The organism is Flavobacterium granuli, from assembly GCF_031456055.1.
Taxonomy (GTDB): Bacteria; Bacteroidota; Bacteroidia; order Flavobacteriales; family Flavobacteriaceae; genus Flavobacterium; species Flavobacterium granuli_A.
In genome coordinates this window covers 394,480-409,406 of sequence record NZ_JAVDTX010000001.1, presented here as the reverse complement: position 1 = coordinate 409,406, position 14,927 = coordinate 394,480, and the positions used below count along the sequence as shown (strand labels likewise).

The 14,927-nt window shown below is 33.5% G+C and carries 15 protein-coding genes; 2 read left to right on the top strand and 13 right to left on the bottom strand.

Annotated features, from left to right (window positions below; translation table 11 throughout):
- The first annotated feature begins 288 nt into the window (after window positions 1-288).
- Window positions 289-726, top strand: a complete 438-nt coding sequence (locus J2W95_RS01800; RefSeq protein ID WP_310003332.1) for a hypothetical protein — start codon at window positions 289-291, stop codon at window positions 724-726.
- Window positions 727-850: 124 nt separating this feature from the next.
- Here J2W95_RS01800 and J2W95_RS01795 read toward each other — a convergent pair whose 3' ends face one another.
- The 12 genes from J2W95_RS01795 to J2W95_RS01740 all read right to left on the bottom strand — a co-directional run bounded on the left by J2W95_RS01795 (window position 851) and on the right by J2W95_RS01740 (window position 12,856).
- Window positions 851-1,939, bottom strand: a complete 1,089-nt coding sequence (locus J2W95_RS01795; protein ID WP_310003330.1) for an acyltransferase family protein — start codon at window positions 1,937-1,939, stop codon at window positions 851-853.
- A 140-nt stretch (window positions 1,940-2,079) separates the two neighbouring features.
- Complete coding sequence (locus J2W95_RS01790; RefSeq protein WP_310003328.1) at window positions 2,080-3,153, bottom strand: BamJ family beta-barrel-assembly machinery protein; 1,074 nt, start codon at window positions 3,151-3,153, stop codon at window positions 2,080-2,082.
- A gap of 32 nt (window positions 3,154-3,185) precedes the next feature.
- Entirely contained in the window at window positions 3,186-4,310 is a 1,125-nt protein-coding gene (locus J2W95_RS01785) for a peptidylprolyl isomerase (RefSeq protein ID WP_310003324.1), read from the bottom strand.
- Between the two features lie 10 nt (window positions 4,311-4,320).
- Window positions 4,321-4,968 (bottom strand): gliding motility-associated peptidyl-prolyl isomerase GldI, encoded by a 648-nt coding sequence (gene gldI, locus J2W95_RS01780; protein ID WP_310003322.1) that lies wholly within the window; start codon window positions 4,966-4,968, stop codon window positions 4,321-4,323.
- Window positions 4,969-4,971: 3 nt separating this feature from the next.
- Complete coding sequence (locus J2W95_RS01775) at window positions 4,972-5,979, bottom strand: DHH family phosphoesterase (protein WP_310003319.1); 1,008 nt, start codon at window positions 5,977-5,979, stop codon at window positions 4,972-4,974.
- Window positions 5,980-6,046: 67 nt separating this feature from the next.
- Window positions 6,047-7,303 (bottom strand): voltage-gated chloride channel family protein, encoded by a 1,257-nt coding sequence (locus tag J2W95_RS01770; RefSeq protein ID WP_310003318.1) that lies wholly within the window; start codon window positions 7,301-7,303, stop codon window positions 6,047-6,049.
- 46 nt (window positions 7,304-7,349) lie between these two features.
- Entirely contained in the window at window positions 7,350-7,736 is a 387-nt protein-coding gene (locus J2W95_RS01765; RefSeq protein WP_310003316.1) for a RidA family protein, read from the bottom strand.
- Window positions 7,737-7,956: 220 nt separating this feature from the next.
- Window positions 7,957-9,156: an NAD(P)/FAD-dependent oxidoreductase gene (locus J2W95_RS01760; protein WP_310003314.1), complete on the bottom strand. Its 1,200-nt coding sequence runs from the start codon at window positions 9,154-9,156 to the stop codon at window positions 7,957-7,959.
- Window positions 9,157-9,194: 38 nt separating this feature from the next.
- Window positions 9,195-9,371 carry a hypothetical protein gene (locus J2W95_RS01755; protein ID WP_310003313.1) on the bottom strand — a complete coding sequence of 59 codons (177 nt, stop codon included), beginning with the start codon at window positions 9,369-9,371 and terminating at the stop codon, window positions 9,195-9,197.
- 45 nt (window positions 9,372-9,416) lie between these two features.
- Window positions 9,417-9,944 (bottom strand): low affinity iron permease family protein, encoded by a 528-nt coding sequence (locus tag J2W95_RS01750; protein WP_310003311.1) that lies wholly within the window; start codon window positions 9,942-9,944, stop codon window positions 9,417-9,419.
- 48 nt (window positions 9,945-9,992) lie between these two features.
- Window positions 9,993-12,143, bottom strand: a complete 2,151-nt coding sequence (locus tag J2W95_RS01745; RefSeq protein WP_310003310.1) for a catalase — start codon at window positions 12,141-12,143, stop codon at window positions 9,993-9,995.
- A 125-nt stretch (window positions 12,144-12,268) separates the two neighbouring features.
- Entirely contained in the window at window positions 12,269-12,856 is a 588-nt protein-coding gene (locus J2W95_RS01740; RefSeq protein ID WP_310003307.1) for a YciE/YciF ferroxidase family protein, read from the bottom strand.
- 486 nt (window positions 12,857-13,342) lie between these two features.
- Here J2W95_RS01740 and J2W95_RS01735 point away from each other — a divergent pair, with 486 nt between their 5' ends.
- Window positions 13,343-13,759: a hypothetical protein gene (locus J2W95_RS01735; RefSeq protein WP_310003305.1), complete on the top strand. Its 417-nt coding sequence runs from the start codon at window positions 13,343-13,345 to the stop codon at window positions 13,757-13,759.
- Between the two features lie 178 nt (window positions 13,760-13,937).
- Here the strand turns inward: J2W95_RS01735 and J2W95_RS01730 are convergent, their stop codons facing one another.
- On the bottom strand, window positions 13,938-14,807 hold the full coding sequence (locus J2W95_RS01730; protein WP_310003303.1) for a hypothetical protein: 870 nt from the start codon (window positions 14,805-14,807) through the stop codon (window positions 13,938-13,940).
- Window positions 14,808-14,927 lie beyond the last annotated feature (120 nt).

Genomic DNA, 14,927 nt, shown 5'->3' with positions numbered 1-14,927 from the left:
AATATTATTTCTCAAAAAGTGTTCCATTTTTGAAAAAAATATCGATATGAGGCTATTTTTAATCGACAAAATGTAAGTAAAATGTTTTTTGTAATACTAAGCTTATGTTGTGATAAAAAACATTACTTCTAATAAATTTTATTATAAAGTTACAAATTTGTATTTACCACTAGATATTTATTTCATTTTTTCAATAGTGTTCTTTGTTTTTATCTAGCAAAAACATAATTCCCTTAAAAAAGGATACCTTTGTGAACTATAAAAAATAAATAAATTAAAAGTATCTATATGAAAATAAATCCAAAAAACGGAATTGATAAACTCATTTTCGGAATGAAACAAAATGATGTTATTGCTGTTTACGGTAAACCAAATAAAAATTACAAAGACGAAGATGAAAATGTGATTTTTGTTTATAATGAACTTAAAATTCGTTTGACTTTTTATGAAGAAGAAGATTTAAAATTAGGGTATTTAGTTGCATCGAATCCAAGTTTGGAATTGTTTGGTAATAAAGTAATTAATAGAAAAATATCGGATGTTAAAAAGGATTTGGCTCAAAAGGGAATAACCAAATTTACCCAAGAAGAATTCGATACTTTCGAAAACTATTTTAATGAAGAAAATTGGATTATTCTTCAAACTGAATTTGACGAAGTCGTAAAATTCGAAATTGGAGCAATAATTAATGACAAAGATGAATTTGATTGGAAGTTTAAAAAGTAATGCTCAGAGTTTTTATGTAAATATGGAGTGATAAATGTTTTATTCAATTCAGTGTAAAAAAAAATGGATTACCAATGGTAATCCATTTTTTTTTTACAAGTAACAATAAGTTATTTGTTTAAGATTATTGTTTTTGACTTAAACCTGATTTTCTTTTTTTTGTCAAATAATTGCGTACTGGGACATCTATATAAGTCATCGTCAGATAGGCAAATCCAATCAAAACAAGTGTACCCAAAGAAACAACTACAAAGAGTGAAAATCCACTGAATTTATAGATATTTTGATATGTTGCGAATATCCATATTGCAAAGTAATGTGTCATATATAACGGATAGGATATGTTACCTAAAAAAACACATATTTTTTTTGTTTTTGGAGAAGTTACAACTCCTGCTCCCAAGGCAATCAAAAACGGGAAATAGAAAAGGACAATATGTGGTTCTGTCAAATAGTTCCATTCTGGATTAAAAGGATATAAAAATGCAGGGATTAAAAGCAGTGTAAGTCCGAGGAAGCCTAATTTTGATGGAATGATCCATTTGAAACGGTAGACTAAAATACCTGCTAAAAAGGAATAAGAAACACGTGCGCAACCATGCCAAAATGTAATGCCATCCCAGCCTCCCATGATACTGTAACTACTGTATGAAACATATGCTAATAGAATTCCAGCTATAAGTGTCAACAGTAATAAAATACGACGGGACAAACGCCATAATATTAGTGAATAAATGATATTAGCAATATATTCCCAAAACAATGACCAAGCAGGTGCGTTTAATCCAAAATTATTGCCCCAACGCTCATTCATTATCGGGAGGGGTATTAATAAGAGGGAACAAACAAAAAGAAGCAGTAGTTCAGATACGCTTCTGTTGGTAATATCACCATAAGGAATAAGGAAATAGCCAATTAAGCCCAGAATTGATCCAATAATGACCAAAGGATGCAATCGGATAAGGCGTGATTTAAAAAATTCAATAACTCCCATTTTTTCAATTCGGTCATCATATGCGTAGGCAATTACAAAACCAGAAAGACAAAAGAAAAAATCTACCGCAAGATAGCTATGTGCAAATAAATTTTTACTGGGATGATCATATGCCCATTCTAAAAAGTGAAAAATAACCACCGATATTGCGGCTACACCTCTAAGTCCGTCAAGGATTTCATAATGCTGTTTTGTTTTTATTAATTCGATGTCTTTCATGATAAATGTTTGTTTTATGAATTAGCCCAAATTTCATGAATTTATCCGTGAAATTTGGGCTAAAATTTATTTTGTATTTATCTTCAGGAACTAAACCCAAAAAATAATCTAATTCCGGAACACTGAAAATAGTATACTATTTACTGGTTTACTTTAATCAATTCCACTTCAAAGATTAAATCACTTTTTGGAGGAATGGCACCTGGATACCCTCTTTCTCCATAAGCTAAGGTATAAGGTATGTAAAATTTGTATTTTGCACCTTCCTTCATCAATTGAAGTCCTTCTGTCCAACCTTTAATTACCTGGTTTAAATTGAAATCAATTGGCTCTCCGCGTTGAACACTACTGTCAAATATTTTTCCATTATTAAAAGTTCCTGTATAGTGTACTTTAACATTACTCGTTAATGCTGGAATTGCACCAGTGCCTTCTTTTAAAACAATGTATTTTAAACCACTTGCAGTTGTTTGTCCATTGGCAAATTCTTTCAAAGCAATTGCATTTGCTGCTGCTCTTTCGCTTTCTTCTTTCTCAACTTTTAATTTTTCTTCAACCGCTTTATTTGAATAATAATCTGAGAATACTTTTGCAGCATCAAATTTTTTGGCAGTTTCTCCTTTTCTAGAAATTGTAATCTTTGTGATTACATCATCTTGTGCAATAGTATTTACTACCGACATTCCTTGTGTTACTTGACCGTAAATAGTATGTTTTCCGTTTAACCAAGGCGTATCTTTGTGAGTGATAAAAAATTGACTTCCATTGGTAGCAGGTCCAGAATTTGCCATAGCAAGAATTCCTGCTTTGTCAAATTTTGAATCATTAAACTCATCTTTGAAAGCATAACCAGGTCCTCCAGAACCATTACCATCTGGATCACCACCTTGAATCATAAAATCTTTGATTACCCTGTGAAATTTTAGACCATCAAAAAAAGGTTTTCCTTTTAATCTTTCAACGGCAACAAATGGATTTTTTCCTTCAGCCAAACTTATAAAATTAGCTACTGTAACAGGAGTTTTTTTGTAAAATAATTCAACAGTGATATTTCCTTTATTGGTTGCGATAGTGGCATAAATACCTTCGGGAGTAACAGCAGCAGGAGCTTTTACAGTTGTTGCTGTTTTTTTTGTGGTAACTGGTTTTTTTGTGTTTTGTGCGTGTAAATTGAATAACCCTAAAAAGAGTAATAATGTGATTTTAGATTTCATTGTATAAAATTTTAGTGTCAACTATTTTAAAATTAATTAGGCATTTTTTTTATTAACTCAATCTCAAAAATGATATTGGTATTTGGTGGAATTACATCACCTGCACCGGCTTCTCCGTATGCAAGATGTGATGGGATAAAAAGAACCGCTTTGTCTCCAATGGACATTTTTTCTATTCCTTCGATAAAACCAGGAATCAAACCGTCTTTTCTTCCTGCTTGAAATGGAATAGGTATGTATTGATTGGCTGCTGCTCTTGCTGGTTCAAATTTTCCAAAAGTTTTAGATACGTCTTCAATACTTGTGTCAAATAAAGTTCCATTTTCCAAAAATCCTGCATAATGAATATAAATGGTTGAACCCATTGCTGGCTTTTTACCTCCACTTTTTTTAGTGATTACATATTGAAGTCCAGTTGCTGTTTTGCTAGCTTTACTTTTTAGTTCAGTAAATGAAGCTACTTTTTGATCACAAACAGCTTTGTATTTGGCTTCATATTCTTTTTTTGCAGCGGCCTCTGCGGCTACTTTTTGTTTTTGGCTTTCAGATTCTATTTTGAAATAATCATAAAAAGTTTTTTTTGCATTAAACTTCTTGGCATCTTCACCATTTCTGATGATAGTTATACTTTTTATAAAATCATCTTGCTCTATTTTATTCACCACTTCAAGGTCGTAATTTACTACATGTCCAAAAATAGTGTGTTTTCCATCTAACCAAGGTGTCTCTAAGTGAGTGATGAAAAATTGACTGCTATTGGTTCCAGGCCCATTATTGGCCATTGCCAAAATCCCACCTTTGTCAAATTTTAAATTGCTAAATTCATCTTTGAATTTGTATCCTGTATCTCCAGATCCTGTTCCTAATGGATCTCCAGTTTGTGCCATAAAATCTTTGATAACTCTGTGGAATTTTAATCCAGTGTAAAAAGGCTTTCCTTTCAAAGTATCGTTGACAACAAATTCATTTTCACCTTCTGCCAATGTAATAAAGTTGGCAACTGTTACAGGTGCTTTTTTATAATCTAATTGCAATAAAATATTTCCTTTATTGGTTTCTATTTCGGCATATAAACCATCGGGTAAATTGTTGTGTTCTTTGTTACAAGAAATCAAAGTTGTAATGAGGAGTAATGCAAATAAAATATTTTTTTTCATTCTACTTTTTTTAATTTGTTAACGTGTCTTTTATGGTTGATTTGGGTTTTGTAGGCATAGGTGTATTTGCTTTTGCAACGGTTTTTGACTGAATTTGCTCATTATACTTAGATTCAGTCATAAAATCACGAAGTGTAACAGTACAAAATAAAGGTTGATTGGTGCCAATTTTGTTGTTGTCACCATGATATCCATATCCCATGTGCGAAGTGAAAAGAAAGTGTACTTTTTCTGTTTTTCGCATTAGTTTTATTCCATCTCTCAATCCCATCATGATTTCTTGTTTGTCTACTTTGTAAATCTGAGGTTCTAATTCTGCTTGAGAATAAATAATATTCCCCTTCAAATCTTTTATTTCATAATCAAAAAAAGCAATGTCTCCTTTTTGCGGAGTAAGACTGTCGGTCAAGTTTCTGGTTTCGTAATAATACCAATATCCTTTTTTGGAAGCTATATATTTCTTAGTAGGATCACTCTTTATTATAGCTTCGATTTGGTCTTCTTCTCCAGCAATCATTTTTTTATTTCGAGCAATAGATTGTTTCATAAAGCTTCCAGATGATTGTGAAACAGGTCTTCTGGCTTCTTGATGCTGTTTGCAACCTGTAAATAAAATGGAAGCAAAAAATACTATTAGTAATATTTTAAAATAGTTCATGGGCTATTGTATTTTTAAATTTTGTACTAAACTTTCAAATTTGTGTAGTGTTTCTTCCATCGAAATTTCTGACTTTCCTCCAGCAGCATTGCTGTGTCCTCCGCCTTGGAAATAATCTCTGGCAAATTGATTTACATCAAAATCACCTTGTGAACGGAAAGAAATTTTGATGATTCCCTCTTCTTTATTTTCGATAAAAATAGCGGTAAAAACAATTCCTTTTATACTTAAACCATAATTAACAATTCCCTCTGTATCACCTTTTACATAATCAAAACTGTTTAATTCCTCTTGTGTCAATGAAGTGTAGGATGTTTTATGATCGATCATTACTTTCATGTTTTGCAAAGCACGACCCAATAGTTGCAAACGATTATAAGAACTATTGTCGAATAATAGGGTTGGAATCAAAGTATTCTCTACTCCAAGATCAATTAATTCGGCAATAATCCTATGGGTTGTTCCGGTAGTTTTTGGAAATCGAAACGAGCCGGAATCAGTCAAAATCCCTGTGTAAATACATGTTGCAATAGTTTTGTCTAAATCTTGTTTTTTGTCCAAGAAAGAAATGAAATTATAAACCATTTCACAAGTAGAACCAAAAGCAACATCAGAATAAGTATGTGTAGCATAATCGTCTGGTTTTTGATGGTGGTCAATCATGATAAAAGGAGCAGTAAGTTTTTCTAAAACCTGTTCCATTTCACCAACTCTGTGAAGAGCGTTAAAATCCAAAGTAAAAACTATCTCTGATTCGTCTAAGATTTTAGTGCAAATTTCTTTGTCTTTTTCGTATATTCTTACTGTTTCTGAGCCTGGCATCCAAGCTAGAAAATCAGGAAAATCATTAGGAGAAATCACTGTAGGATAGTGATTGTTTTTTAGCAAAAAATGATATAACGCTAATGTTGAGCCCATGGCGTCTCCGTCTGGACCTCGATGTGGAATTATGGCAATTTTTTTTGGAGTTGATAATAACAACTGTATCGCTTGTATGTCTTGTATATTCATAGTTTGCGAAATTACATTTTTTAAACTTAAAGTTGAAAAATTTTAAGAAATTATAAAGAAATATAGACTAGAGGTATTTCAATCCTTTTTTTCTAATGCTTTGGTACAAAATGGATTTTGGTCCTTTCACAATTTGAGATTTGTAAATCCCTATAGAACCCGAAAAAAAGTAAGCAATGATACAGACAATTCCAATGTAAGCACCGCTTTCGATACCAAAAAGTTCTATTCCCATAACGGTACAAGCGATAGGAGTGTGGGTCGCTCCCGAGAAAACGGCTACAAATCCCATTCCCGCCAATAGTGCAATTGGCAAAGGGACAACAACCGACAAGGCGCTTCCCAATGTGGCTCCAACGAAAAAGAGTGGTGTCACTTCGCCTCCCTTGAATCCAGCACCAAGCGTAAATCCAGTAAAAAGGATTTTTAGAAGGAAATCGTAGGGGGTATTTTGGACCGTAAAAGCGTCAACAATTACAGGAACTCCCAATCCGATATATTTTGTGGCGTCGATAAAATAGATCGCAAGAACCAAAACTATTCCGCCAATAAAAGGCCTTAATGGTGGATATTTTATGTTATGTGAAAATAATTTACCCCAAAAATGAGTACTTCTGGAAAACAGTAATGCTGCCAATCCAAACGAAATCCCAACGACTAATATCCAGAATAGAATAGAAAAATTCATTTCGGGAACTTCAGGAATACTATAATGAGTATGTTTTATTTCCCAGAATTCAACCGTGAAATAAGCGATGTAGGCTACCAGAAAGGAAAAGACAACGCTTTTGAGTTTAAGTTTGCTAAAAAAAACAACTTCCAAGGCGAACAATGCACCTGCCAGAGGCGTTCCAAAAACAGAAGCAAAACCGGCACTTATTCCCAGTATTATCAAGGTTCTTCTTTCGGAATGATTGAGTTTAAAAATCTTGGTACATAAATCTGCGATGGTGCCGCCCATTTGGACTGCTGTTCCTTCTCTTCCTGCCGATCCTCCAAAAAGATGGGTGATTAACGTGCTCACCAGCACCAAAGGAGCCATCAAGAAAGGAATCTTTTTTTCGGGTTTGTTGTATTCTTCGAGTAATAGGTTGTTGCCTTTTGCTATTTTGGAATCACAATAAAAATAGCCAAATCCTATAAGTAAACCTCCAAGTGGCAAGAACCAAATAATCCAGTTATGATGATTTCGGACTTGGGTAACAAACTCTAATGAAACCAGAAAAAAGGCTGATGCCGATCCAGAAAAAATGCCTATCAAACAACAAATGAGAATCCATTTGAGCGTGATAAGCATCTTTTCTTTTATATTTTTAAAACCCATTAATTCAGAATACTTTTAAAGTATTACAAACGTAGTGTTTTTTGAATTATTCTGATACAACTGCAGTAAATTCGATTTCAACCAAATATTCTGGAGCTACCAATTGGTTAATTCCGTAAAAACCTGTTGTTGGTTTTACATCTTTGAAAAATTTGGAATGGGCTCTAGCCACTTCTTCAAATGTAGTAATATCGGTAGTGAAAATTCGAGTACGAATCACGTCTTTCATTCCAACCTTAAGATCTTCCAATACTTTCTCCACTCTTTCCAATATATTTAGGGTTTGTGCATAAGCATCATCGGCTTTTACTTTTTCGCCGTCAACGATTGCAACAGTTCCGGATACTTCAATGATATTTCCAATGCGAACTGCACGACAATATCCCATTTTGTCTTCCCAAGGAGAACCGGTTAAGATGTTTTCTCTTTTCATTATTTTATGATTTAGTTTTGTTAATTGCTGTTTAAAGGGAGCGAAATCGCTAGGTTTCCTTTAAAGCGCGCAATTTATAAAAATAAGAATTAAAAAGAGTTGCACTTTTGCCATAGGAGCCTCCTTGTGGTATTTTTTCGTGTTTTATCACAAAATAGGCGAGATGTTTTATTTTTTGACAGCTAATTATCGTCTTGGTTTGAAGATTGTGCTGGGTAAATTATCTTCCAAATTTGTAATATTCCAAATCCGGATGAGGAAGATTTTCCAAAGAGGAGATTATGGAATTCATTCCCAATACACTAAAGGTGATTCCATTTCCACCAAAACCCAAAACAAAATGTTCGTTCTTTTTAGGGTTTAGTTTTCCAAAGTAAGGCAATCCGTCTTTGGTTTCACCAAAAGTCCCAGCCCATGAATAATCAGGGATAAAGTCAATTTTCGGAAAATATTTTTTAAATTGTTTTAAAAGATAGCTTTCTTTCAAATCCATTAGTTTGTCTCTTCTTTCAGCATCTTTGAACTCTTCATCGCCACCACCAATTATGATTCTTCCATCTGGAGTGCTTCTAAAATAATGGTAAGGATCGGCGGTATTCCAATAAATTGCATTTTTGAATAAGGGAGGTAATTTTGTGTAGGATTCAGAAATGGTCACATAAGTGCTTTTCAAATCAACGACTTCATTGGAAATCATTTCGACACTTTCATAGCCTGTACAATGAATGATATTTTCTGCAGTAATTGTGTAATCACTGTTGGTAATTGCCAACATTTTTTCAGCTTTCTTTTTTATGGAAATGATATCGGTTCGGTCAAAAATAAGCATTCCTTTTTCTTTGCAAAAATGCAAAAGGTCTTGGGCAAGCTGATATGGATCTAAAACTGCTCCCGACTTTGATTCAATGGCGGCCAATGCATTTAAACCTATTTTTTTCAAGTCATTTTCTTCCAGCCATTTTACATCCAAACCGTGTTCTTTGCGAGTTTCGAATTCTGTTCTCAGAAACTTTATGTCTTTTTTGAAAGCACAGAAATAGATGCTTTTTTTAAATTCAAATCCGCAATCGCTTTTTACTTGATCCACAATGGCCTTTAAATCATAAATGGCTTTTTTACAATTTTTATAGCTATCCACGGCACATTTCAATCCTCTTTTTTTAATGAGTTCGTGTAGCGAAACATCAATCTCGTACTGAAGCAATGCCGTGCTTGCAGCCGTGCTGCCATTACAAACATCACGTTTGTCAACCAATACGGCTTTCTTTCCTTGCCGAATTAATTCATAAGCAATTAACGCTCCGGTTATTCCTCCGCCAATAATCAGTATTGGTGTTGCAATAGAATCCTGAAGAGATGGATAGCCGTTGGCCATACTGTTTTTTAATGGCCAAAACGTTTCAGTTGAGTGTAGTTTCATTTGTGGTTGCCATAATGCATTGTTTTAAAAGTTGTGTGTTAATTGCGTTTCCCTAATTTGAATATGATACCTACAATGAGAACAATCACAGCAATGACTATAAAGATGCCAAAACCCATTCCTGCCTTAAAAATTCCTTCTATCACCTCACAAGAGGAGAATAAAACGGAAACAAGGAGTAATGTAATTACAATAAGAGGATTTATTTTTTTCATGATGGATTTGTTTAAATTAGAACAGAACTGTCTAAAAACTAAAGTTTACAAACTTGTTTTTTTATTCTGTGTTGACTCAGATTTACTTTTTTTGGTAACCGCATTTTTTTTCTTGACACTTTTACCTCGGTGCTGATTTTTGATTTTGTGTTGCTCCTGTGCTTCTTCAATCGAATGGGATGACTTTACGTTTTCCACTTTGGAAAGCTCGCCCAATTTATGATAATACTTTTGCACGATCATCATCTCTTCTTCGGTCATGCTCTCAATATCAACCAACCGATTGCTTGAATTTTCATTCGATGCGACCAGTTCATTTAGTTTTAATTGAATGGCAAGCGAATCTTTGTTTTGTGCTTTTTGGATTAAAAAAACCATCAGAAAAGTGATTATCGTGGTAGTGGTATTAATCACGAGTTGCCAAGTTTCTGAATAGTCAAAAATAGGTCCGCAAATGGCCCATACCAGCACAAGCAAAAATGCAAGGCCAAAAGCCATGGAACTTCCCACGGCTTTTGATGCACTCATCGAAAATTTTTCAAAAATGTCCAGCACTTTGTTGTTAGTTTTCATTTTTTTAAATTAGGTGTTATGATAGACAATTACGCCCTTGCAGTCGTTTTAGAGTTGTGCTTCCCTGTCCCAAAAGCGATGTTTTTCCAATCCTTTGATAAAAGAGACGGCTAAGTCAGCATCACCCGCTTTTTCACTTGTAAATATTCCTGCATCCTTGCTTGGCTTATTCTCTTTCTTGTCATTAAATGGAAGCACTTTGATTCCTTCACCCTCAGCTGCAATAAATTTGCAATGTGTGTAAGAGTCATTTAGAAAATCTTTGACCTCTTTCATATTTTTAAGATCTGAAATTCCTTTGCCGGCGGGAATAAATACTCCGTCAAAAAGAACTGAAGCCGCAATGAGATAACTTTGGTCAACCGGAATTTCGCTGCCATCTTCTGAAACAATGCTTCCCAAATGTGGCGCTATGATTTTTACATCCGCTCCTGCATTTTTTAAGGCATTTTTCATGTTTTTTACAGAAGTAGCATTGACTCCATCATTACACAGAAAAGCAATTTGTCTTGTCGATATCGTATCTATGCCTGTTTTGTTTTTCAGCATACTTAATGCATCCGATTTTTGAATCGGTGGCTCCACGAAACTAGGCTCATATTTTTTTTCATCAGCATCGGCACCAACTCCTTGATTAATTGGTTTTTCAAGAACTTGAGGCACACTCATTCCCAGTCCTTTGGCAACTCTGTTCGCCAATATTTTGTCTATTTTAGACAATAATCCAAGCATTCTTTCTCTAATGGTCAAAGTTTCAACCTTTCCTAATTCAAAACGTAGAGCATTAATTATGTGTTCTTGTTCAATATTTGTTTGGCTTTGATAAAACAGAGTCGCTTGACTGAAATGATCTGAAAAACTGGCACTGCGGTCTCGAACTTTTTGGGCATCAATTCGCTCATTAAAACTACTAAAACCTCCTTGATCAATTTTAGCCTGAAATGGACAGCCATTTCCCAATGAATTTGGATGGTAACTCACTCGTCCGGTGGCTATTTCCTGACGCATATGTCCGTCACGTTGGTTGTTGTGCATTGGTGCAACGGTTCTATTAATCGGTATTTCATGGAAATTTGGACTTCCCAATCTCAATAATTGCGTATCAGTATAGGAAAATAATCTTCCTTGCAATAACGGATCATTCGTAAAATCAATCCCAGGCACAATATGCCCCGGATGAAATGCAACTTGTTCTGTTTCGGCAAAAAAGTTATCAGGATTTTTATTTAAAACTATTTTTCCAATAATCGTCACGGGAACTAATTCTTCGGGAACTAATTTTGTTGGATCAAGTAAATCAAAATCATATTTGTGTTCATCGCTTTCAGGGATTATCTGAACGCCCAATTCCCATTCTGGAAAATTTCCGGACTCAATGGCTTCCCATAAATCTTGTCTGTGGAAGTCGGAGTTTTTTCCTGATATTTTTTGAGCTTCATCCCATACGACAGCGTGAGTTCCTAATTTTGGTTTCCAATGAAATTTTACAAAATGAGATTCATTCTGTTTATTGATAAATCGGAAAGTATGCACTCCAAAACCTTCCATCATTCTCAGACTTCTTGGAATTGCCCTGTCACTCATAACCCACATAATCATATGCATGGACTCCGGCATTAGAGAGATAAAATCCCAGAAAGTATCGTGAGCCGATGCCGCTTGTGGTATTTCATTATGGGGTTCTGGTTTGACAGCATGGATTAAATCTGGAAATTTCATTGCGTCTTGTATAAAAAACACGGGCATATTATTTCCAACCAAATCATAATTTCCTTCTTGAGTATAAAATTTAACCGAAAATCCACGTACATCTCTAGCAAGATCTGTTGAACCTCGGGAACCCGCAACGGTGGAGAAGCGAACAAAGACAGGAGTTTTTATACCAGTATCATTTAAAAAACCTGCTTTGGTATATTTATCTAAAGGTTTATAAAGTTCAAAATAACCATGTGCTGCAGATCCTCTTGCATGAACTATTCTTTCCGGGATACGCTCATGGTCAAAATGGGTAATTTTTTCCCTAAGAATAAAATCTTCCAATAATGATGGACCTCGTTCTCCAGCTTTTAATGAATTATTGTTATCATTAATTTTGACGCCCTGATTAGTGGTAAGAAATTGGTCGTCAGCTTGTGATTTGTTAAGAGCCAAGTCCTCTTGTTTTGCATTTTCTTCTTTTTCTGTGTTAGGCTTTTTCATGTCTTTATATTTTTACTCTTCAGGTGAATTTGAATGATTTTATAAGAAAAAATCAGTGATAGATGTGAGGTGTAATAAAGAAATCTGCAGCTTATAACTATAACTGCAGATTCTTTATTTTTGGTTTATTCTACTTCAGCAGCATCAAAATTAATGGTGTTGTATGCGGCTTCGGTTAAAGTGACGTCAGCCTCTTTTTCTTCTCCTAATGTTTGAAGAAGCAATTCAGATGCTTCATTCTCACCAAGTGTTTTGGCAAAAGCGGCAAGTGTCCCATAAGTTGCAATTTCATAATGTTCAATTTTTTGGGAAGCAGCAATAATACCTGCATCTCGCACCGGTCCGCTTTCTGTTTCTTCGACAATGCTTTCTCCTTCTTTAATAAGTCCTTCCATGGCATCGCATTTTTTTCCAACTACTTTTTCACCCATTATTCCGAAAACTTGTTCTAAACGTGTTACTTGATTTTCGGTTACTGCAAGGTGGTCATTAATGGCATCGATCAAGTTTTGTGCAGTTGCGTTTTTTGCCATTTTTGGTAAGGCTTTTGTTAGCGCTTTTTCAGCCCAATAAATGTCTTTTAGTGAATCGACAAATAGTTCTCTTAAACCATCAGCGGCAGATTTTTTACTTGGCGTTTTCTTTTCATCTTTTTTTGAACTGTTGCTTTTAGGAGTGCTAACTGCGTCTCTTTGTTTGTCTGAATTATTCATGATTTCTTTTTTTAAAATTGTTTACCAAAATTAGATTGTATTGAACCATAAGGATTTATACAATTAGTTCTGAATGTTGTAATATTCAAACGTTTGATTTATAGATGGCTATGTTTTATAAAAAAAGAAAAGATTTTTGAAATGGAAGGTTAATTATAATAGGAGATAGTCAATAGTGCCAAAACCTAATCAAAAGGCATTAACAAGTCATCTTAGTTGATAAGTTCAATTCTTTTGTTTGGTTTAAAATCTTGATGCTATGTGAATTAAGTAAAAATATGACTGAATTCTATAATGCCTTGGTTGACTCTTAGTTCTACTTTTGACATATCAACAAATATTATTAAAAACTTAAATTTATAATTATGAGTAAGCTAAATTCAAAAGACGCAACAAAAAAAGTAGCCAAAAAGCCAGAAAATACAAAAAACACTTCTAAAACGGCTGAAAAAAGTTCTAAAACAACTTCAAAAAAATAAAATTATCATGGGAAATCAAATCACAAATTATGAGCTGGACAGCCATAATGTAGAAAATGAATCTTTTATAAGAGATTACCAAAATCCAAATTACAATCCAGATCTGGAAAATGACGATTTAGAAAAGGACTCTCATCTTTACCCTGACCAAAATCGAGGTTCCAATGTTGATTTCATTAACAATCAAGATCAGGAAGATAATGATTCAGATACTGATGAATCTAATGTGTTTCGAGATCAAAATCGAAATTCATTAAATTTAAATTCTGTTGACCCACTCGAGGAAGAAGAGGAAGAGGATGAAGACGACGATGATGATGAAGAGGATGATGATGATTTTACTAAAGAAGATTTTGAGGAAGAAGGAGATTTTCAAGAAAAAGACATTGATTATAGAGAGAAAAAAGAAAGAGATTCTTTTTGATTCTAACTCTTAATAGTTCGCTTTTATTAAATCTTCAATATATCCTTTGTTTTTATTGTGATTTAATCATTAGTTCGAACATTGTAATAGCAAGAAAAGAAAACAATTTTTGGCAAAAAAACTGTTTTCTTTTCTTATTTGGAATATATTTATTGCGTGCTGTTTCAGCTAACTCGAATCAAATTCTCTGTCTTTCAATTCTAATGTAATTTTGAAAATCGTGTACAGGTCTGATAAACATAGATTTAAATCCTTCTTGCAATTTGTTGTTGATTACAGCTATTTTAGGCATAAAATATTCAGATGTGAATAACTGTTGAGAGTAATTTATAGTAAGATTTGATATCCTTTTGATTTCATCAATTTGTCTTACTGCTGAAGAATGAATAGCATAAGATATTTCAGAGAAACTATCAGTGTTTTGTTTAATTTCCATTTCCAAAATCGTTTCCAAAATTCGCTTTTTTGATAAATTACGGAAAAGAACTTCTTGGGGTATCGTATTCAATTCATTAATTTTTAGAGATATTTTTTGATTTTGAGTTCTTACTTGCAGATAGTCTGAGTTGTTATTAAAAAATGTATTTCTCAATCTTTTAATTAACATATGGTTTATATCCTTAGAAATTTTATTGGTTCCAATTCCAATAACAGAAAATTGAGTAGAAACGTTTCTTTCAAAATACAATATACTGTTTACTTTTGCAGTGCTTTTGAGAACTCCTGAATTATTCTTTTCAAGTTTTTTTTTATCTCCTTGCAATCCAAAACTATGTTTGAAAAATCCTTCTGAACAATAGGTAAAGAAAAGAGGCGAAGTTTGTAAGGATTCCATACTAAGTATGACATCATTAAAAAATACAATATCAAATTGCATATATATCATTCCTTCATCGAAGACTGTTCCTTGAATTTTTCCTTTTACAAAATTAGAGTCTAATGTCAAAGTATATTCATTATTCTCGAATGTCAGTGTGCCATTGAGGATGTCTTTTAATTCATTAAAGACATCTGATGTTTGTCCTGCTGTAAGGTATATACTTTTCATATATTTGTGTATTTTAAAAATCATTCATAATGGATTTAATTCCTTTACTAGGATGATTTCAAATTTCCTACTATATTTCAAAGAATGTGTTATATAATTTTTAGATAAAGTTTCACAATT